This window comes from Pantoea sp. NPDC088449 (assembly GCF_044753225.1).
Taxonomy (GTDB): domain Bacteria; phylum Pseudomonadota; class Gammaproteobacteria; order Enterobacterales; family Enterobacteriaceae; genus Pantoea; species Pantoea floridensis.
The window spans coordinates 58,383-77,682 of sequence record NZ_JBIVMT010000009.1 but is presented as its reverse complement, the minus strand read 5'-3'; the positions used below and the strand labels follow the sequence as shown (position 1 = coordinate 77,682).

Annotated in this window: 19 protein-coding genes; 13 read left to right on the top strand and 6 right to left on the bottom strand. The window is 52.1% G+C overall.

All coding sequences use genetic code 11. The annotated features are described in order from the left end of the window. Positions 1-100 precede the first annotated feature (100 nt). From ACIP6T_RS24650 to ACIP6T_RS24620, 7 genes are all read left to right on the top strand, one after another. Complete coding sequence (locus tag ACIP6T_RS24650) at positions 101-1,168, top strand: mandelate racemase/muconate lactonizing enzyme family protein (protein ID WP_400459946.1); 1,068 nt, start codon at positions 101-103, stop codon at positions 1,166-1,168. 11 nt (positions 1,169-1,179) lie between these two features. Then, positions 1,180-1,956, top strand: a complete 777-nt coding sequence (locus tag ACIP6T_RS24645) for an SDR family NAD(P)-dependent oxidoreductase (RefSeq protein ID WP_400459943.1) — start codon at positions 1,180-1,182, stop codon at positions 1,954-1,956. Between the two features lie 46 nt (positions 1,957-2,002). Next, positions 2,003-3,007: an ABC transporter substrate-binding protein gene (locus ACIP6T_RS24640; RefSeq protein WP_400459940.1), complete on the top strand. Its 1,005-nt coding sequence runs from the start codon at positions 2,003-2,005 to the stop codon at positions 3,005-3,007. A 69-nt stretch (positions 3,008-3,076) separates the two neighbouring features. Continuing rightward, entirely contained in the window at positions 3,077-4,597 is a 1,521-nt protein-coding gene (locus tag ACIP6T_RS24635) for a sugar ABC transporter ATP-binding protein (protein ID WP_400459937.1), read from the top strand. Continuing rightward, entirely contained in the window at positions 4,594-5,574 is a 981-nt protein-coding gene (locus ACIP6T_RS24630; RefSeq protein ID WP_400459934.1) for an ABC transporter permease, read from the top strand. The genes ACIP6T_RS24635 and ACIP6T_RS24630 overlap by 4 nt, the downstream gene beginning before the upstream one ends. 9 nt (positions 5,575-5,583) lie before the next feature. Then, entirely contained in the window at positions 5,584-6,588 is a 1,005-nt protein-coding gene (locus tag ACIP6T_RS24625; protein WP_400459931.1) for an ABC transporter permease, read from the top strand. 108 nt (positions 6,589-6,696) lie between these two features. Further along, a complete protein-coding gene (locus ACIP6T_RS24620; RefSeq protein ID WP_400459928.1) occupies positions 6,697-7,383 on the top strand; it encodes a GntR family transcriptional regulator in 687 nt (228 codons plus the stop codon). A gap of 6 nt (positions 7,384-7,389) precedes the next feature. Here ACIP6T_RS24620 and ACIP6T_RS24615 read toward each other — a convergent pair whose 3' ends face one another. The 5 genes from ACIP6T_RS24615 to ACIP6T_RS24595 form a co-directional block, all read right to left on the bottom strand. Next, on the bottom strand, positions 7,390-8,025 hold the full coding sequence (locus tag ACIP6T_RS24615; RefSeq protein WP_400459925.1) for a GntR family transcriptional regulator: 636 nt from the start codon (positions 8,023-8,025) through the stop codon (positions 7,390-7,392). Positions 8,026-8,149: 124 nt separating this feature from the next. Further along, positions 8,150-9,082, bottom strand: a complete 933-nt coding sequence (locus ACIP6T_RS24610; RefSeq protein WP_400459922.1) for a sugar kinase — start codon at positions 9,080-9,082, stop codon at positions 8,150-8,152. 57 nt (positions 9,083-9,139) lie between these two features. After that, positions 9,140-9,796 carry an RraA family protein gene (locus ACIP6T_RS24605; RefSeq protein ID WP_400459919.1) on the bottom strand — a complete coding sequence of 219 codons (657 nt, stop codon included), beginning with the start codon at positions 9,794-9,796 and terminating at the stop codon, positions 9,140-9,142. 24 nt (positions 9,797-9,820) lie between these two features. Beyond that, positions 9,821-10,780, bottom strand: a complete 960-nt coding sequence (locus ACIP6T_RS24600) for a C-terminal binding protein (RefSeq protein ID WP_400459917.1) — start codon at positions 10,778-10,780, stop codon at positions 9,821-9,823. A gap of 117 nt (positions 10,781-10,897) precedes the next feature. After that, on the bottom strand, positions 10,898-12,238 hold the full coding sequence (locus ACIP6T_RS24595; protein WP_400459914.1) for an MFS transporter: 1,341 nt from the start codon (positions 12,236-12,238) through the stop codon (positions 10,898-10,900). Between the two features lie 730 nt (positions 12,239-12,968). Between ACIP6T_RS24595 and ACIP6T_RS24590 the strand changes: the two genes are divergently transcribed. Further along, complete coding sequence (locus ACIP6T_RS24590; RefSeq protein ID WP_400459911.1) at positions 12,969-14,204, top strand: L-dopachrome tautomerase-related protein; 1,236 nt, start codon at positions 12,969-12,971, stop codon at positions 14,202-14,204. Between the two features lie 43 nt (positions 14,205-14,247). Here ACIP6T_RS24590 and ACIP6T_RS24585 read toward each other — a convergent pair whose 3' ends face one another. After that, positions 14,248-15,585, bottom strand: a complete 1,338-nt coding sequence (locus ACIP6T_RS24585) for an MFS transporter (protein WP_400459904.1) — start codon at positions 15,583-15,585, stop codon at positions 14,248-14,250. 220 nt (positions 15,586-15,805) lie between these two features. On the opposite strand from ACIP6T_RS24585, the gene ACIP6T_RS24580 reads away from it, so the two are divergent. The 5 genes from ACIP6T_RS24580 (at position 15,806) to ACIP6T_RS24560 (ending at position 19,294) form a co-directional block, all read left to right on the top strand. Beyond that, the gene (locus ACIP6T_RS24580; protein ID WP_400459901.1) at positions 15,806-16,444 is read left to right on the top strand and encodes a bifunctional 4-hydroxy-2-oxoglutarate aldolase/2-dehydro-3-deoxy-phosphogluconate aldolase; all 639 of its coding nucleotides are present in this window, start codon (positions 15,806-15,808) and stop codon (positions 16,442-16,444) included. A 198-nt stretch (positions 16,445-16,642) separates the two neighbouring features. Further along, complete coding sequence (locus ACIP6T_RS24575) at positions 16,643-17,182, top strand: 2,4'-dihydroxyacetophenone dioxygenase family protein (protein ID WP_400459898.1); 540 nt, start codon at positions 16,643-16,645, stop codon at positions 17,180-17,182. Between the two features lie 69 nt (positions 17,183-17,251). After that, a complete protein-coding gene (locus tag ACIP6T_RS24570) occupies positions 17,252-18,109 on the top strand; it encodes an MFS transporter (protein WP_400459895.1) in 858 nt (285 codons plus the stop codon). After that, the gene (locus ACIP6T_RS24565) at positions 17,995-18,585 is read left to right on the top strand and encodes an MFS transporter (protein ID WP_400459892.1); all 591 of its coding nucleotides are present in this window, start codon (positions 17,995-17,997) and stop codon (positions 18,583-18,585) included. Before ACIP6T_RS24570 ends, ACIP6T_RS24565 begins: the two co-directional genes overlap by 115 nt. Next, positions 18,569-19,294, top strand: coding sequence for an SDR family NAD(P)-dependent oxidoreductase (locus ACIP6T_RS24560; RefSeq protein ID WP_400459889.1), 726 nt, complete (start codon positions 18,569-18,571; stop codon positions 19,292-19,294). Before ACIP6T_RS24565 ends, ACIP6T_RS24560 begins: the two co-directional genes overlap by 17 nt. Positions 19,295-19,300: the final 6 nt, after the last annotated feature.

Below are 19,300 nucleotides of genomic sequence, written 5' to 3'. Positions count from 1 at the left end.
AATGAAAATTAAATCAGTGAGTTCTCACCTTTTGCGCGTGCCGTTGGGTGATAAAACATTTTATTCCTCCCAGGCGTCGTTTCCGGAGCGAAACAGTTACTTGGTGCGAATTGAGACGGATACGGGGCTAGTAGGATGGGGAGAGGGCGGCCAATACGGTCCAGCGCAACCGGTGGCAGCCGTCGTTGACCATGTCTTCACACCGCGCATCTTGGGCCGTGACCCAACAGAACCCGTGCGGATTTGGGAAGAGTTATATGCATATTCACGTGATTTTGGTCAGCGTGGAACCTATATCGAAGCGTTATCGGCCATTGATATCGCATTATGGGATATTGCCGGACAAGCGGCGGGGTTACCAGTCTGGAAGCTACTGGGTGGGCGCTTTCGCGACAAAATTACCGCCTATGCCACGGGATGCTATTACCCAGAGGATTTCAGTCATCTCCCTTCGCTGCTCACGGCCTTGCATGACGAAGCCGCGAGTTACGCTGATGCGGGCTTCGGTTTGCTGAAAGTCAAAATCGGTTTGCTCTCGCTCGAGGACGACATCGCCCGTTTACGCACCATCCGTGACGCGGTTGGCCCGCACATCGGCTTACTCGTTGATGCGAACCATGCCTACAACGCGGCGACAGCCGTGCGTATGGGCCGAATGATGGAAGAGTTGGGTGTACTGTTCTTTGAGGAACCGGTGGTGCCAGAAGATCGCGACGGCTATCGCAAAGTACGCGCGGAAAACCCGGTGGCTATTGCCGGAGGGGAGTGTGAATTCACCCGCTACGGATTCCGGGATTTCATTGCCAGCGGTTGTGTTGACATTGTGCAACCCGATCTGGCCGTCAGTGGCGGTTTCACCGCCTTTACCCAGATTCTCACGCTGGCGAACAGTTGGGGGGTGGCGACGGTGCCCCATGTCTGGGGCTCGGGCATTGCTGTGGCAGCTGCTCTGCATGCTGTCGCCGCCATCCCGCCGTTTCCCTTTACGGCCAACGGTGTCCCGCTGCTCAACCAGCCGGTCATTGAATTTGACCGCAAACATAATCCACTGCGTGACGACCTGCTACACCAACGCTTTGAACTCCATGAGGGTTGCCTGGCGGTACCCGATGCGCCCGGTCTTGGGGTGACTGTACGTGACGACATACTTAACCAGTATTCATATTGAGGAAAACCATCATGCGATATCAGGGAAAAAACGTATTAATCACCGGCGCTGCAGCAGGACTGGGGCAGACGATCGCAACGGCGTACGCGCGCGAGGGGGCTTCCATCGCCATCATTGATTTTGCCGATGCCAGCGACACCGTGGCGAAAGTACAGGCCAGCGGTCAAGAGGCTGTCGCTTTCAGGGCTGATGTTCGCGATCAAGAGGCGGTGCAGTTAGCCGTGAAGCAGGCAGCCGACAGCTTTGCTGGCCGCATTGATGTACTGATTAACAATGCAGGATTCAATGGTCACTACAATCTGGTGGAAAATATGCCACTGGTGCAGTGGAGAGAAACGTTAGACATCAACCTCACCGGAACCATGCTTGTGACCCAAGCAGTGATCCCCTTTATGAAAGCGCAAGGGGGCGGCGCGATTGCTATTACCGCGTCCAATGTGGCAAGGCGCGGTTTACCCTATCGCGCCGATTACGTCTGTTCAAAGTGGGCCCTGTTAGGGTTGAACCAGACACTGGCGCTGGAACTGGTTGATGATCATATTCGCGTCAATGCCGTTTGCCCGGGGCCGATTGAGGGCGATCGTATTGAAGATGTGATGGTACGTCAGGCAGAAGCTGAAGGTAAAAGCCTGAAAGAGATGCGTAAAGCCTGGGAAGAGGCTGCGCCGATGAAACGCTTTGTGACGGCAGAAGAAGTCACCGCTGCGATGATGTTTTTAACCAGTGATGCGGCCAGTGCCATGACAGGCCAGGCGCTCAATGTCACCGGTGGATTCTTAATGACCTGACAACACTCCCAATTACAAACCTCACCCTACAATCGAGGAAGTCAAAATGAAAACAACTAAAACATACGCCCTCGCTGGCGCAATGACACTCGCCCTGCTTTCGGCTCCGGCTGCCAGTTGGGCAAAGGAACTGGTGGCCTTTTCACAGGCGGGTATGGAAAACGAATGGCGCGTCATGGATACCAAGGACATGGAGAAAACCTTCAAGGACGCGGGCTACGGCTTTGTCTGGACCAATGCTAACTCGGATCCGGCGAAACAAATCTCTGACATTGAGGATTTACTGGCTCGCCAGCCCGCACTGCTGATAGTGGCACCTATCGAGTATGAACCCCTTGCCCCCGTGCCTGAGATGGCCACGAAAGCGAATGTGCCATTGATTGTGGTGGATCGCGCCCTGCCTGGTGAACCGGGTAAAGGTCAATGGCTGGCCTTGCTGACCACCAATTTCGTCGACACCGGTGAGCTGGTAGGAAAAGACGTGGTGAAAGGATTAACGGAAAAGAACGGTGCGCCGAAAGGAAACTTGCTGCATATCACCGGTAATAAAGGCGCTTCACCGGTGGTGGATGAGCAGAAAGGGTTAGATAACGTACTGAGCAAATACCCTGATATCAAATTCGTTGCCAGCTGTGATGGACTCTATTCGCGCGAACCGGGACGGAAATGTGTGGAGGATCTGTTCCAGGCTTTTCCTAAAGGAAAGATTGACGGCATTGTTTTTGACAGCGATGACATGATGACAGGCGGTATTCAGGCCATTAAAGCGGCTGGCAGAAATGAGCTTTTGGGATATCTGTGGGGCAAAGACGGCACGGTTGATGGCCTGCAAGCGATGATCAACGGTGAGGCGAGATTCAGTGTGCAGACTCCGCCGTTCTTTGGAGCAAAAGCGCTGGAGGTCTTCAAACTGTTCAAAGCTGGCAAACCGATTGAGCCCAAAATTCAGTATGTACCAAAAGAGATTTTCCAGCGGGATACCGATCAGAACCGAGCGCGCCTACCGCTGCGTATTCAGGAGTTAAAAGCGATGGGTGTCGGCTGCTGCTAACCCCGGTCAATGCAGGTGACCGAGATGGCTGCCTGCTTTCTCATTGACGTCAACACCAGGGAATACGATATGCAACCTCTCTTGCAACCCATGGCCCGACTTGAAGGTATCACAAAGCGTTATCCGGGCGTGAACGCACTCAGCGGCATTAATTTTGATCTGGTACCCGGAGAGATCCATTGTCTGGTCGGCGAAAACGGCGCGGGAAAATCAACGTTGATGCGTGTGCTGACCGGCGCCACACAGCCAGACAGCGGTACGATTTATATTGATGGGAAACCCACCGTGCTGGATGCCAAAACGCGTCTCGACCACGGCATTGGTATTGTCTGGCAGGAACTGGATCTGATCCCTGCCATGAGCGTTGCTGAAAATATCTATCTTGGGCATGAACCCCTGTTAAGTATGGGACGTATTAACCACGAGGCATTGCGTGAGAACACGCAAAAGCTGCTCAGTCACTTTGACCTGAATGTTTCTCCTGATACGCGGGTCGACCGACTGGCTCCTGCTCAGCAACAGTTAGTGCAGATTGCCAAAGCGCTTAGCTATAACAATCGCATCCTGATCCTCGACGAACCCACGGCTTCGCTGACCAACAATGAGGTAGCCAACCTGTTTGTTCTGCTGCGCAAGTTACGCCAGCAGGGGTTGGGGATTGTGTATATTTCTCACCGCCTGGAAGAGCTCACCGCGCTGGGCGACCGGCTCACCGTGTTGCGTGACGGTCACTACATTCTTACCGCTGCGGTTGCGTCGCTCAGCCACAGCGACATCATCAAAGCGATGGTGGGCCGACCCCTTGCAGAGCAGTTTCCTCGAGCTTCGCGTCGCACCGAGTCGGCCGGGTTAACCGTACAAGGATTAGCCCGCCATGGCGAGTTTGAAGACATCAGCTTTAGTGTTAATAAAGGCGAAGTGCTGGCAATTGCCGGCATTATTGGCGCGGGGCGTAGTGAACTGCTCGAAACGCTGTTTGGCTTGCGCAAACCCGATAAAGGCAGCGTCAGTATTGAAGGGCAGGTGGTCAATATCCGACACCCTCGCGATGCGGTTCGCTTTGGTTTGGGGCTGGTGCCGGAAGAGCGTCGCGACAGTGGACTGATCCTTAACCGCGCGATCAACGACAATCTTATTTATCCCATCATCAATCGGCTGGGCAATATTTTGCACTTTAGCCGGGGACAAATGCGGTCGGTTAGCGACAAGTTCATCAAACAGTTATCAATAAAAGCGCCTTCTGGGGAGGTGCTGGCTGGGAGTTTGTCGGGGGGTAATCAGCAAAAGATCGTGATAGGCAAATGGTTGGCTGCAGGGGTGAAAGTGCTGCTGCTGGACGAACCTACGCGCGGTGTCGATGTGAATGCCAAAGCGGAAATCTATCGTCTGATTGATGAGCTCGCGCAAACCGGGGTTACTGTGGTGGTGGTGTCATCCGAATTGCCTGAAGTGTTGGGGATTTCTGATCGCGTCCTGATTATAGCTCAAGGTCGCCAGACCGCACTGCTGACGACGGCAAACACCAGCCAGGAAGAGATTATGTCTTTTGCGGTTGCCGCTAAAGCCGTGCCGCAGCAGGAGGAAGCATGAATTCAACGCTTTTAAACAAAAAAGAGTCACTCTCTTTGCATCGTCCACTTGGCGAAAGTGTGCTGAGGAAGTTGTTCTCTACCTGGGCGCTGGTATTGATTTGGCTAGCGATGGCGATGGTGGCTTCGATCATCTCTCCGGTTTTTCTGACCAGTCTTAATATCACCAATATTCTCAATCAGGCCTCAATTCTCGGCATTCTGGCGTGTGCGCAGTTTCTGGTGGTGTTGATTGGCGGTTTTGACCTCTCTGTGGCGGCGATTCTGGCGCTTTCATCGGTGATCTTTTCCAGCGTGGTGCCGGTTTCAACCGGGCTGGGGATGGTTGCAGGTTGCCTGGCGGGAGCCGCATTAGGACTGTTGAGTGGCCTTGCGGTCACCTGGGGGCTCGTGCCGCCGATGATAGCCACCCTTAGTGTGATGGGCATTGCCCGCGGTCTGGCATTCGTGGTGTCGGAGAAGAGCGTGGCTGTACCGATGGCCAAACTGGCGAGCTTCAAATTCAGTTTCTCGGTGTTTTCGCTGCCGGTACTGACATGGCTAATCGCGGCAGCGGGACTTTACTGGCTGCTGAGTTCGCTGCGTTTTGGCCGAAATCTGTATGCCATTGGCGGTAACGAACGTGCGGCCAGCCTCGCGGGGATTGGGGTGCGCAGCCACAAGATTATTGTTTATACCCTGGCGGGTGCGTTGTCGGGTCTGGCGGGGCTGATGCTGGTGGTGCGAACCTCATCAGGGGTTCCTCATGTGGGGCAGGGCTGGGAGTTAGATTCTATCGCCGCCATTGTCATTGGTGGGGCGCGCCTTTTTGGAGGAGAGGGCAACATCCTGAAGGCCATGATGGGAGTGATTATCTATCAAACCATTGCCAACATCATGAATCTGGCGAGCCTTGATCCTTTCTACCAGGACATTGTCAAAGCGCTGGTCATCATTATCGTCGTCGGTGCTACCGTCATGCGTGCAGAAAAGGTGTAGGAGAAATTAATGACAAGCCAAACAGTTAAAACAGGCCTGAACCTGCGCAATCCCGCTTTCTGGCAAGATAATGGAACAGTGGTGGTGCTGGTGGTTTTTATCCTGCTGGCTACGGCGGTGTCCGGCGGGGTATTTATCCGACCGGATAATCTCATCACCATTGCTTATCAGGCGTCAATTGTGGGCGTGCTGGTGCTGGGTCAATCACTGGTGGTGATATCGGGCGGATTAGACCTCTCTATGGTCGGTATTTTGATTTTGTCTGCAGTGATCATGGGCGGAGCGGGGTCAGAGCAGCAGTCGATGATGTTGCTTGGCGGCTTGCCTTATATCGGCTTATGGCCCGCCATCATCGCCGGCTTTATGGTGGCGCTGCTGTTTGGCCTACTTAATGGACTGATGGTGACCCGACTGCACATTCCGGCATTTATCGCCACGCTTGCCAGCACATTACTTTTGAGTGGCATTATTTTACTCACGACTGGCGGCGCGCCAATTTACTATCCCGATCCTTTTTTCACCCATTTTGGTAACAGCATTTGGTTTGGGCTGCCCGCGCCGATTTATCTCTTCATCCTGATGACCGTCATCGCCTGGTGGATGCTGAATCAGACCCGCTTTGGTAGAAAACTCTACGCCATCGGCGCGAATGCCCGTGCCAGCCATTATTCCGGCATGAGTGTGAACAATGTGCGCTTGTGCGTATACATGCTGAGCGGTTTAGCGGCCGGGGTGGCTGGATTTATGTTCCTGAGTCGGACCGGTTATATCGCTGCGGCTTCTGGCGGGGATATGCTCATGACCACGATTGCCTCGCTGGTGGTAGGAGGTATTAGCTTGTCGGGCGGATTTGGCGGCATCAAGCATGCTATCTCGGGTGTGCTTTTGTTGGCCGCCCTCAGTAATTTAATGAATATTTTGCTGATCTCACCCTATGTTCAAAATGCGATAAATGGATTTGTGATCCTTATCGCCGTGTCAGTCTACAGCCATATTCATCACCATCGGGCTTAAGCAAAAGGAGTGGACTTGTTTCACCCCCCTTCGCTACGTAGACTGATATATAAGATTTCAGCACCTTACCTGTTAGCTGCTTAATGAGCGATGTATTGGATGACCATAATGACGCAGACCAAAACTGAGGCGCTGCCCGCGATCTCTCTGGAAACACTCGGCAACCAGATTGTCGATGCACTGAGTCAGGAAATTATTTCAGGTCGGTTAACGCCAGGCCAGCGTGTTGACCTGAGTTACTATGCGGCACAATGGAATATCAGTATCACGCCTGTGCGCGATGCCGCGCGAAAATTAGAAGCTCTGGGTTTGATGGAGATTTTTCCTCGTCGCGGCGTATTTGTCGCGACGCTGAATGCCCGGGATGTGAAAGAGCTGTTTGACGTGCGTATTGCGCTGGAGAGCGCCACGATCCGTCTGGCAACACCGAATATTCCGCGCGAGGAGGCGGAGCAAACCCGCGCGCTCTACCTTCAGGCGGGCGAAAAATTGCATCAAGAGGGTGTTGAGCAATCTTTGCCAGCCGTTGATTTACTGGTGCATAAACTGGCTCTGCACTATTGCGACAATGCCAGATTAAGCAAGATGATGCAGGAGATGTGGAGCCAGATTGAGTGGTGTCAGAACACCGTCGCCTCTCAGTTGCAGGAACCCTTTTTGACGACATTACCCGAACATATTGCAATCTGTGATGCCGTGATTGCTGGCGATGCGGAGGCGGCCTCAAAGGCAATGTATCGCCATCTCTCATTGACGTCTGAACGCATTCAGCGCTTGCTGATACAGTCTAGTTAGCTGGCCTTACAACAAGCCCCAGTAGGCGCCAAATTCAGGCAGTATGTGACCTTGTAATGCGTCGAGAGCAGTGTCGTAATCATTCTCTCGCATGGCCTTCACAATGGTCACATGCTGCTGATAAGAACGATTCATATGCTCATCGTTGCTGCCCATATAGTGACGAATGGTGGCCATACGAGATGAGATAAGCGAATAGGCCTGAGTGAGATAAGGGTTCTGGCACCAGTTGAACAGGGCTTCATGGAACAGGTTATCCAGTCGAATGTATTCAACAGTTGAACCATTACTGATGCAGTAATCCATATTGTCGAGAATGGCGGAAATCTCTTGCACCAGCTGTTTAGGATTCTTTTTCAGTGAAAGTGACATCGCTTTCGCTTCAACATAAAAACGAAACTCAAGCAGGTCTTTAAACTCCACGTCGCTCAGGCTAAAGACGAAGGTGCCACTTTTCGGTTTGATTTGCACCAGACCTTCACTTTGCAGGCGTCGCAATGCATCGCGCACCGGCGCTTTGGTGGCTGCGAGACGGGTGGCCAGTGCAGATTCCGACAGTTTACCTCCCATCGGCAACGAACCGTTGATAATCATGTCCTTGATTCGCTTATACACTACGTCTTTCAGAAGGTCCTGCGCCATGCTGTGTGACTTCTCCATTACCTGCGATTGCCTAAACGGCAGAAGCTGTCTTTATACCAGATAACCTCTTGGTCGGACACGCATTGAAAGGAGATCGCGCATCCTGTTGAATGCGCGCGAGCCATTAAGACAGAGAAGCAATAAAGGTTTCTACACGATTGCGGCCAGGGATGGGGGCTACCGCACCATAGCCTGTGGTGGTGAGTGCCGCGGCAGCATTGGCATAGTTTAATGCATCAGCAGGTGTGCTTCCGGCAAGAAACTGTGTCAGAAATGCACCGGAGAAGCAGTCGCCTGCACCCGTGGCATCTACAGTTTCAACACGGTGTCCCGCCACGCGTAAACGCTGGTCCGAGCTGGCATACATCGCCCCGTCACTGCCCATTTTCAACACCAGATGTTTTACGCCGAGTGCAAGGTAGAAATCGGCGATGTTATCGGCATCTTCCAGACCGGTAAGCAAACGCGCCTCATCCAGGCTGGGCAGGCAGATATCCACTAAACGCGCGACTTCATGGATCACCGCACGCGCACGCGCAAGTGGCCACAGTTTAAGACGCAGATTGGTGTCAAATGAGACCAGCGTGTCATGCTGGCGCGCCGTATCAATGGCGGCAAATACGCTATCACTGGCAGATTCGCTGATGGCCAATGTGATGGCCGAGGTATGTAACAGGCGCGCTTGCTGGATCGCAGCCTGCGGTAAATCATTGGGGCGAATAAGTGACGCTGCCGATCCCTTACGATAAAACGTAAAGTGGTGTCCTGCGTCATCATGGGTAATAAAGTAAATCCCGGTGGGCGCATCAGGATGGCGTAACACGAAGTCGGTATTTACCGCTTCCTGCTGCCACAGGGCGATAAATTTATCGCCAAACACATCATTTCCCAGTTGCGTCAGCATGGCGACTTTTGCGCCTTGTCGGGCAGCGCTGACGGCAAAATTTGACGTGTCACCGCCGAAGCCGCTGAGATAGCGCGTTGGGATTTCGCCCTGCGGTAACTCGCTGAACTCATACAGCGGCTCGCCAAAAGAAAGAATATCGAAAGTTTTCATAAAAGAGATCCTGTGGAGAACGCCCTGAACAGCCTCAGGGCGTTGAAATGCAGGGGATCAGATACGGCCGTACTTCGCCAGACCTTCGCGCAGTGAACCTGACGCGATGATCAGTTTTGCCTGTTCCAGCTCACGGTTATCGATTGAAATGGACAGCTCAAGCACCGCTTCAACATGTGCCTGTGGCACACAAACCACGCCGTCTACATCACCCACAATCAGGTCACCGGGGTGAACCGTGACGTCACCCATCTGCAGCGGCTTGTTGGAGGCGAGAGTTTTAAAACGGCCCAGCGTGGTACCCGGCGTCACGGTTTTGGCAAATACCGGGAAGTCGTAATCGCGGCGAATTTCAATTAAATCACGCACGCCGCCCATTAACACCGCGCCCTCATGTTTATTGGCCACGGCGCCGGCTGTCATCAGTCCACCCCACACGGCGACCGTTTCCAGCGCCGTGCAGCCGCCAATCACAATGACTGAACCGGCTTCTGATTCATCAATGGCATCAAGCGCGTGTTGTGGCGGCACTTTTTCCTCAGTGACATCTTCAAGAATGGTTACTGCGGGCCCAACGATCTTTTTATCGTTGATGCGGTTCTTCACCTCGAAAGGTAAAAACATGGTTTTACCGACAATCTGGTCGCAGGCATCGGCAATAGAGGCTGTGGAGAAAATCGCGCGATAACCGTCAATAATGTCTTTGCTGTACATGGTGTGCTCCTTGGAAACGGAAATTTATGGGTTAACCCAGTTCAGGGGTTTGTTGCCTTCGAGAATGCGCAGGACTTCCTGCGCGGCTTTTCGCTGCAGTTCAATAACGGATTCCTCCGTGAACCAGGCGGTGTGATCGGTACAAATCACATTGGGTAAGGTGAGTAGAGGGTGGTCCAGACGAACCGGTTCCTGCTCGAATACGTCCAGCCCGGCGGCAAACAGGCGTTTTTCAACCAGAGCCTGATAAAGCGCCGTCTCGTCGATCAGGCCACCGCGCGAGGTGTTGACCAATATTGTGGTGGCTTTCATGAGTGCCAGTTGTTCAGCACCGATCAGATGGCGCGTTTTATCAGACAGTGGCACATGCAGTGAGATAAGGTCGGCCTGCTGACACAATGCCTCAAGGGACACCTTCTCAACGCCTGCCGCGAGGGCATCGGCTTCGCTGAGCAGCGGATCGCACACCAGCATGCGGCTAAAGCCGATGCCGCTGGCTTTGGTTGCCAGGCAACGGGCAATACGGCCAAAGCCGACGATGCCCAGGACTTTGCCGCTCAGGCGATACATCGGTTCTGCCTGACCAATGTTCCACTGACCTTCATGAACCTGCTGGTTGCGTGAGGTGATGCGACGTGATGCTGCCAACAGCAGGGCCAGCGCGTGCTCAGCGACATCCTCTGAACCGTAATCGGGCACGTTCGCGACATAAATGCCCTTCTCTTTCGCTGCGCCAAGATCAACGTTATCGACACCCACGCCATAGCGCACAATCGCCTGACATTTATCCAGTAATGCGATGTATTCCTGCGGCAGTGGCGCTTCACGGATCATTAATGCATCTGCCTCCAGCAGTGCTCTGGCGCGTTCTTCCTGCGAGGCACTTTTGGGTACCACGATGAATTCAGGATTGAATGCAGCCAGCACATCGATCTCTTCCTGGTAGTGCTCATAGCCTGGTTCGAGAACCACAATCTTTTTCATGATTATCTCAATCTGACATGTTAGTTTTAATTTATGGTGACGAATACACAGTGAGTTAACAATGGTTGTTAACTTAAAGGGTGATATTAGTCACATATATTTTCTTTATCTGAAATGTTAGTTGGTCGCTGGAGTGGCGGTAGATGGTGCACCTTTACGTTGCAACCATTTGATGATCATTACGGTACAGACCCCGCCGACCAGCATGACAATCGCCAGATAAACCATCGGAGCAGAGGCGCTCTGCATCTGATCACGTACCAGGGGGATAGTATTTTGCGCGAAGAATCCACCCAGGTTAGCCAGTGAGTTAATAGCGGCCAGGCCTGCGGCAGCGGAAGCGCCGGAAAGGAACTTGGCCATGTTCCAGAAGCAGGGCTGAATGGCAAACACTGATAACACCACGCCGCAGATAAAGGCAAAGCTGATGGCAGGTTGAGAGAAGAAGTAAACGGAGCCAACCAGACATAACGCGGAGGTAAACATTGGCATAGCGACGTTAATCAGCGGGTTGTTGGTGCGGTCCGGATTTTTTGTCAGCCAGCGCAGCAGCAACATAACAAGTGCCCATGGGATCATATTCAGGAATCCATTGGCCATGTCGGAAACGCCAAACGACTTCACGATAGTGGGCATCCAGTAACTGATGCCATAGGCACCAAAGCAGATAAAACCGTAAACCAGCGCCAGCGCTAACACGCGGGTGTCAGTGAGTGATTTGAACAGGGTATCAACCGATTTATCCGTTTGCTCACGTCGTTCGGCTTCCAGACGTTGCAGCAGCCACTTTTTCTGGTCTGCTGATAAGAAACGTGACTCTTCAGGTGTACCTGGGAAGAAATAAAGCACCGGTACCACCAGAATCAGCGCCAGCAGACCGGTCACCAGGAACAGCCACTGCCAGCCCTCATACCCCATGATGCCGTGCATACTGAGCAGAGAACCATTCAGAGGGGCGCCAATCATGTTAGCGAACATACTGGCCGTAACCAGATAACCCACGATGCGCGGACGGTATTTGGTGGGGAACCACTGTGTAGAGTAAAAAATCAGTCCCGGATAAAAGCTGGCCTCAGCCAGACCCAATACAAAACGCAGCGAGTAGAACATCGTCAGGCTTTGTGTAAATGCCAGCGCGATGGTGATGATCCCCCATGCACACAGGCTGAGTGCGAACCAGCGTTTAGCGCCCACTTTCGACAGGATTAAATTTCCCGGTACGCTGAAGAGCAGATAGCCAATGAAAAAGAGCGATGCGCCCAGGCCAAAGGCGGACTCGCTCCAGCCGAGGCTGCTCACCATCTGCAGTTTGGCGAAGCTGATATTCTGCCGGTCGATGTAAGCGACAACGTACATCGCGAGCATCAGTGGAACCAGCATCATGATGGTTTTTCGTATGGTCGATTTTTCAATCTCATCAGCGACGTCGGGCGCTGACTGGCGTGTAAGTGAACTCATGATGGAAACCCTGCTTCTTATGTTGTGTTGAGAGCCCGATCAGAGTGGAGGTCTGATTCATTGCTCCAAAGGTATTGCTGGACAGGTAAAGCTAACAGCTAAGCATGAATAACTGACATGTTAGATAATCTATCAATTGGGAGGGTTTGCGCATGATGATTGTTGTGTTTATGTAACGCCATTCACAATAACGTGATGAAATAGCGAAATATTGTGATGTTTGTCACGAATGGGTGGCGGGTTGGCGTACAAGTTGCTAACGAAACTGCTGAAGATGGTTTTTGACATCTAACATGTTAGTGGTGATTGCATGAATTTTCATTGTTTATCAGTGCATTGGGGAATGTTGGACGAGTGAATTGATTTCATTTATTCAGTGAAACGATGTTTAGAAAGCGAGGTTATTGGTCGAAATTTAAAAAATAATCACCCTGGATATAAATTATTTTTATGGTGGTTATAAATCAAGCTTATAATTACCTGGGGCTGGGCGTTAATTAATTTTAAATAAATTAAATTCATGTTAATCAGTGTCTTATATATTTTATATATCTATGCTAATGAGTGGTAATTACATCCAAAACTCTTTTACCGAGCATCGCCTGTATCGTTGAATATGTTTTATGTGAAGCAGCGTGGGTTTTAAAAAAATAATTATCGGGGAAATAAACTTTTCAATGCTAGATTCTGACATGTCAGAAGTGTCTGGCAAATGACAGGGGAATATCAAATGGTTACCGATAAATTAGCTACACATACTGCAATATTACCGATGCTGGTGGCTGGCGTTCTCGCAGCCGTACCGATGATGGCAATGAGTGCGGCACAACCAAAACTGGAGGTCGTTGCTGAATGGAACCGCCTTCCTTACGACCTCGGCAATGCTGCCGCTGAAGCCGCATGGCAAAAGAACGATACCAAAGCGATGCTGCACGGCGTAAAGGTCGATGCACAGGGTAATATTTATGTCAGTACGGCACGCTGGGGCGGCGCCGAGGTCCCCGCGACCTTATCCCGCCTGGTTAAAAAAGAGGGCAAATGGCAGCTCCAGCCGTTCCCAAGCCTTGAAATGAATGATGTGAAAAATCCGTTAGGTCTGAAAGCGGTGTTGGGGTTTGAAATTGACCGCAACAACGTGATGTGGATTCTGGATCAAGGACACATTGCAGGCGCGCCCAACAAAGCGGGTGATGAAAAGCTCATTGCATGGGATTTGAACACAAATAAAGAGGTTGCACGTTATACCTTTACCAGCGACCAGGTCGATTTTACCTGCTCGTTCCTCAATGATGTGGCGGTCGATAACGACCACGGTGTCGTATACATCACCGATTCCGGCATCATGTGCCACCCACTCAAAGGCGCATTGCTGGTTTACAACATGAAGAGCGGGCAGGCTAAAAAGGTGTTAACCAATCCAGAATGGGTTAATGACCAGCCAGGCTTCACCTTCAGTATTCACGGTGAGAAAGTCCTGAAAGATAAAGACGGTAAGCCCAATGCCATGCTTACAGGCGCGGACGGGATTGCACTTTCCGGTGATAAAAAAACGCTGTACTGGACCAATCTGACGGGCAACCGCCTGATGAGTGTGCCTGCCGCGCTGTTACGTGATTTTTCCAAAACCGAAGCGCAGATTGAAAAGGGTATTAAAGTGGCGAATACGCTGCCATCGAACACTGACGGGATGACAGCAGATCGGGCCGGTAACCTTTATATGACGGCGTTGACTTTGAATGGTCTGATGAAGCGCGATGCCAAAACCGGCAAGGTGGCCCCTTACGTGACTGATAATGCGATTGCCTGGCCAGATACCATTGGTTGGGGAGGTAAGGGCGATCTCTACTTCGTGAGTAATCATCTGAACTCATGGGTGGGAGGAGAGATGAATTTTGATAATCCGGCGGTGCCAAACTTCCGTATCTATAAAGTACACGTTGGTGGGGAACCCTATACCGCGAAGTAAGGAACAGAAAAGGCAGGTAAAACCTGCCTTCTCACCAGCACTTTCAGTGACTTTGCACAGCCTGGTTTGCCGCTGCAGAGTGCTCATCGTAACGAACAATCGGTTTCCGCACCATAAACCAGTAGCACAGCCCGCTTAACGCCGCGATCACACCGCCACTGACAAATGCCATCGAGTAGGATCCGGTGACGTCGGCAATATAACCCGTTACCAGCGGGGATAAGGCTCCCGCAAAGAAGCCGCCAAAGTTTTGAATCCCGCACACGGTTCCCACTATATCGTTTGATGCGACATCGCCGGGAATCGCCCAGCACGTGCAGGAAACCGCAGAGAGAAAGAACATGGCAACAGTCATCATCGTGAGAGCAGCAACCAGAGAGTCACAAAACGGTACTGCGACCGTGGTCGCACCGCTGATCAAAGCGGCCACCATGATGACGATCTTCTTAGCCTTGAGGGGTTCTGCTACGTGGCGTCCATCAATCAGTCGTTTAACCGCATAACCTCCCAGGGCTGCACCGACAATGCCGGCTAGATAGGGGATGCTGGCATAAATACCCATGCTGCTTAACGTCAGGTTTTGCGTTTTCATCAGGTAAAGCGGCAGGAAGGTGACAAAGATATTGAACAGCCAGATATAGCAGAACCAGCCCAGCATCATGCCCCACATGGAGCGATAACGGAAAAGTTCGCTCCACTTTACCCGCTCCCCGTCGGTTTGTTGCGGCAGGCTACCACCGCCATCAGCCAGGATGTAATCACGCTCCGCAGCGCTGATGCTGCTGTGATTCTCCGGGTGACGATAAATCATAAAAAACACGATACCGAACAACACGCCCAGACTGCCAGCAAGGTAAAAAAGCGCCCCCCAGCCAAAATGAATGCTCATAAACACCAGCAATGGGGGGGCGAAGGCAAGCCCCCATCGGGATGAGGCATCCCAGACAGAACTGGCCAGTGCCCGCTCTTTACGGGGAAACCAGATTGACGTGATTTTGGCAGAAGTTGGCCAGCCGGGGGCTTCCGTCATCCCCAGTAATCCGCGAGCGACCAAGAGTGCGGGCAAGGTGCTGCATAAACCTGTCAACATCGTGGATAAGCCCCACAGTGACGCTGCAGACGCGTAGACCTTTCGGGGACCAAAGCGATCGGCCAGCCAGCCTGCGGGCAACTGGCTGAATGCAAAGCACAGTGAGAATACCGAACCCATTAAGCCAATATCAGTATTGGTTAAATGGAGATCGCTCATCATTGAAGGTGCCGCCACGCCGAGACTGGCACGGTCGAGATAGTTGATAAACCCACCTATCAGCAAAATAAAGGCCACGCTCCAGCGTTTGTTTCCCCGTTGAGCCGGTGGTGAAGTATTGAGAAGTTTCATCACATTATCCTGTTTTTAAATGTCATCTGACATGTCAGAATAACTAGCATTGGTGAGAGTAACCCAAAAGAGGTTTATTCAAATGATTAGATTTCGATCACGAATATAGATTTTACTACGGTTTTCATTCTAAAAACCCGCCCATCAACAGTCGGGCATGATATATCAGTCATGATTTATGACATGTCAGAATGAATGTGGTCTATAACAGGAGTGATAAATGTCCGACGTACAGTTAACCGCTTTAAACGTGATGCAACAGGGGCCGGTGATCCCGGTACTGGTCATTGAAAAGGTTTCCCAGGCAGTTCCCCTTGCCAGAGCCCTGTTGGCGGGGGGGATTAAGGTGTTGGAGGTGACGTTGAGAACGGATTGCGCACTGGATGCTATCGCCCAAATAGCTGAGCACGTGCCGGAAGCTATCATCGGAGCGGGTACGGTCATTACCAATCAGCAATTCAGGGAAGCCGAGGCGGCAGGCGCAAAATTTGTGATCAGCCCCGGCATCACGGATGCGCTTTTACGCCACGCGGTAAGCCGGGGGGTGCCATTCATACCCGGTATCAGTTCGGTTTCGGAACTGATGATGGGCATGGAAATGGGCCTGACGGAGTTCAAATTCTTTCCTGCTGAAGCCAACGGCGGTGTACAGGCGCTGAAAGCAGTAGCAGGTCCCTTTTCGGCCGTGCGTTTCTGTCCGACCGGCGGCATAACGGCGGCCAATGCCCGGCGTTATCTGGATTTGCCTAACGTCGTTTGTGTGGGGGGATCGTGGCTGGCGACACCACAAATGCTGCACGATGAAAACTATGCTGCCATCACCCAACTTGCCCAACACACGTTGAGTTTAAAAGACTAAGGGCATACAGCATTGCGTCACCATTTATAACGCAATGCTGCTGCATCTCTATCTGTAATCCCATGCCATTGATCTGGCTATTTAGTGAACTTCCCCACAGTTTTACGCAGTTGATATTGCCAGCTTTTTAAATCCTGGCCTTAATGCATTCATATTGTGGATTTACTATCCACAATATGGACAACTAATGAGGCTATGATGAGCAAATCAGAAATCAAACAAGATGCAGAAACCCTGCGCCGTATGCCCTATCAATTTAATCAACCTACTGACATGGTGCCTGATTTAGTGGTGCCGAATGCCGTGCCCGATGATGAACGCATTTGGGTACCTCAGGCCGAGAATGTGTGGTTCAGACCATTGTGTCTGAATCGTTCGGCGGGTTACTGGATGAACCTTCTTCGGGTCAGGAAATCAGGCGTATTGAGTCGTCACCGTCATCCGGCTCCGGTCCATGCTTACGTCATCAAAGGGCGCTGGCGCTATCTTGAACATGACTGGGAAGCCGTGGAGGGGGGGTATGTTTTTGAACCCCCGGGTGAAACGCACACGCTGGTGGTCGATGAAGATGTGGAAGAGATGATCACCATGTTCCAGGTGCATGGATGCATGTACTACGTCGATCCCTGGGGCGAACATATTGGTTTTGAGGATGTGTTCACCAAAATTGATATGTGTCGTAAACACTACGAATCCGTTGGCCTTGGGGCAGATTACGTCGACCAGTTTATTCGCTGACACACGGCAATGTGAGCCTCAACCCTACAGTCTCATACACCTGCAATCCGATAATAAGAGACGAAGATTATGCCTGTTCATGCAAAAACGGCCACTGTGGCGCGGATACAGTGGGTTGCGCTGCTGTTCCTGACAGCCGCTGGCATCATTAACTATATCGATCGCAGTGCACTGTCGATTGCCAATACGGCGATACGTGAAGAACTCCACATCTCACCCACCGAAATGGGATGGCTGCTATCGGCCTTTTCGCTCTCCTATGCGTTTGCGCAGTTGCCGGTTGGTGCACTGTTAGACCGTTTCGGTTCTCGCATCATGCTTGGGCTTGGCATGTTTTTCTGGTCGCTGGCGCAAGCCGCCTGTGGTCTGGTAAATAACTTGTCCATCTTCCTGCTGTCACGTGCTGTATTAGGGGCCTGCGAAGCGCCGTTATTTCCCGCCGGAGCCAAGGTCATCAGTGAATGGTACAACCAACGCGAAAGAGGCACGCCCACTGGAATTTTTATCGCTTCAAGCTGTATCGGACCCTGCATTGCCCCTCCTTTACTGACGGTCATTATGCTGACTATCGGCTGGCGCTGGATGTTTATCCTCACCGGCGTGCTGGGCATGATGTTGGCTATTGGCTGGTATCTGATTTACCGCAATCGTCAGCAGGTGCCGTTATCGGCTGCTGATGTGGCCTATTTGGAAGAGGGCGAACGCTTTCGGGTCAGTGAAAAAAGTATCAGCGGTAAGGAGTGGCGCGGTCTGTTTGCCCATGCCACCACATGGGGCATGTTAGTGGGCTTCATGGGCGTGATCTACATGGTATGGCTCTATCTTACCTGGCTGCCGAGCTATCTCGAACATCAAAGGGGTTTGTCCGTAGCACACATACTGGCTGGCTGGTCGCGGTGCCTTATCTGTTTGGGATGGCCGGCATGATGGGGGCAGGCCGCATTGTCGATTTTTTGGCGGCGCGGGGCATGCCGCTGATTGCCAGTCGTAAGTGGCCGGTGTGCGTCGGTCTGCTTGGCGGGGCGGCCTTTACGCTTCCTGCCATCTTTGCCAGCAGCAATGGCGTTGCCATCGGTTGTATATGCGTGGCGATGTTTTTTATCAACATGTCGAGCGCCGCCTGCTGGACCATGGTCAGCGTGATCGTCCCCAAACGTCTGGTGGCTTCACTGGGCAGTATCCAGAATTTTGGCGGTTATTTTGGCGGCTCTTTTGCCCCGATTGTCACCGGTTGGGTGGTGGAGCATACCGGCCGCTACGACAACGCGCTGATGGCCAGTGCGGTTATCGCGGTTATCGCCGCGCTTGTTTACTTCTTGCTGGTGAAAAAACCGTTACCTGAACAAACAGATATTTCCCCTCATATTGATGAAAAAGGTCAACACTATGACGTTTCACACTGATTTATTCGCCGGAAAAACTGCCTTAATTACGGGTGGAACCACGGGAATTGGCGCGGGTATCGCTGCCACGCTGGCTCAACTGGGCGCAAAGGTGATTGCTGCAGGCGTGCAGAGCCAATCTCACCAACTCCCAGCCGAATCGGCCATCGCTGTTCAGGAGTTAGATGTGCGCGATAACGCAGCGATAATATCTGTTATCAACGAGTTGCCTCAGCTTGACCTGCTCGTCAATTGCGCGGGAATTATCAGCAGGGAGAAGGAGCATCAGGTTGACGTGTTCGAGAACGTCATTGATATTAACCTCACCGGCACGCTACGTTGTTGCGCTGCTGCACGCGAAAAGCTTGCGCAGAGTAGAGGATGCATTGTGAATACCGCCTCCATGCTGAGTTTTTTTGGCGGCGGTTTGGTGCCGGCTTACAGCGCAAGCAAAGGGGGCATTATGCAACTCACTAAATCTCTTGCGATTGCCTACGCAGCCGAAGGGATCCGGGTGAATGCGGTGGCCCCCGGCTGGATTGCGACATCTTTGACGCAGGCGCTGCAAGATGACCCATTGCGTGCGGAGCCGATTCTATCCCGCACCCCCCTCAAACGCTGGGGGACCCCAGCGGATGTGGCTAAAGCAGTGGTTTTTCTGTGCAGTCCTGCAGCTTCGTTCATTACGGGTACGATTTTGCCGGTGGACGGGGGTTACTTAACGGCATAACGATTA

Bases quoted from the DNA above. Each gene is read 5' to 3' on its own strand.
- ACIP6T_RS24645 (WP_400459943.1), top strand. From the start codon at position 1,180: ATGCGATATCAGGGAAAAAACGTATTAATCACCGGCGCTGCAGCAGGA.
- ACIP6T_RS24640 (WP_400459940.1), top strand. From the start codon at position 2,003: ATGAAAACAACTAAAACATACGCCCTCGCTGGCGCAATGACACTCGCC.
- ACIP6T_RS24635 (WP_400459937.1), top strand. From the start codon at position 3,077: ATGCAACCTCTCTTGCAACCCATGGCCCGACTTGAAGGTATCACAAAG.
- ACIP6T_RS24630 (WP_400459934.1), top strand. From the start codon at position 4,594: ATGAATTCAACGCTTTTAAACAAAAAAGAGTCACTCTCTTTGCATCGT.
- ACIP6T_RS24625 (WP_400459931.1), top strand. From the start codon at position 5,584: ATGACAAGCCAAACAGTTAAAACAGGCCTGAACCTGCGCAATCCCGCT.
- ACIP6T_RS24620 (WP_400459928.1), top strand. From the start codon at position 6,697: ATGACGCAGACCAAAACTGAGGCGCTGCCCGCGATCTCTCTGGAAACA.
- ACIP6T_RS24615 (WP_400459925.1), bottom strand. From the start codon at position 8,025: ATGGCGCAGGACCTTCTGAAAGACGTAGTGTATAAGCGAATCAAGGAC.
- ACIP6T_RS24610 (WP_400459922.1), bottom strand. From the start codon at position 9,082: ATGAAAACTTTCGATATTCTTTCTTTTGGCGAGCCGCTGTATGAGTTC.
- ACIP6T_RS24605 (WP_400459919.1), bottom strand. From the start codon at position 9,796: ATGTACAGCAAAGACATTATTGACGGTTATCGCGCGATTTTCTCCACA.
- ACIP6T_RS24600 (WP_400459917.1), bottom strand. From the start codon at position 10,780: ATGAAAAAGATTGTGGTTCTCGAACCAGGCTATGAGCACTACCAGGAA.
- ACIP6T_RS24595 (WP_400459914.1), bottom strand. From the start codon at position 12,238: ATGAGTTCACTTACACGCCAGTCAGCGCCCGACGTCGCTGATGAGATT.
- ACIP6T_RS24590 (WP_400459911.1), top strand. From the start codon at position 12,969: ATGGTTACCGATAAATTAGCTACACATACTGCAATATTACCGATGCTG.
- ACIP6T_RS24585 (WP_400459904.1), bottom strand. From the start codon at position 15,585: ATGAAACTTCTCAATACTTCACCACCGGCTCAACGGGGAAACAAACGC.
- ACIP6T_RS24580 (WP_400459901.1), top strand. From the start codon at position 15,806: ATGTCCGACGTACAGTTAACCGCTTTAAACGTGATGCAACAGGGGCCG.
- ACIP6T_RS24575 (WP_400459898.1), top strand. From the start codon at position 16,643: ATGAGCAAATCAGAAATCAAACAAGATGCAGAAACCCTGCGCCGTATG.
- ACIP6T_RS24570 (WP_400459895.1), top strand. From the start codon at position 17,252: ATGCCTGTTCATGCAAAAACGGCCACTGTGGCGCGGATACAGTGGGTT.
- ACIP6T_RS24565 (WP_400459892.1), top strand. From the start codon at position 17,995: ATGGCTCTATCTTACCTGGCTGCCGAGCTATCTCGAACATCAAAGGGG.
- ACIP6T_RS24560 (WP_400459889.1), top strand. From the start codon at position 18,569: ATGACGTTTCACACTGATTTATTCGCCGGAAAAACTGCCTTAATTACG.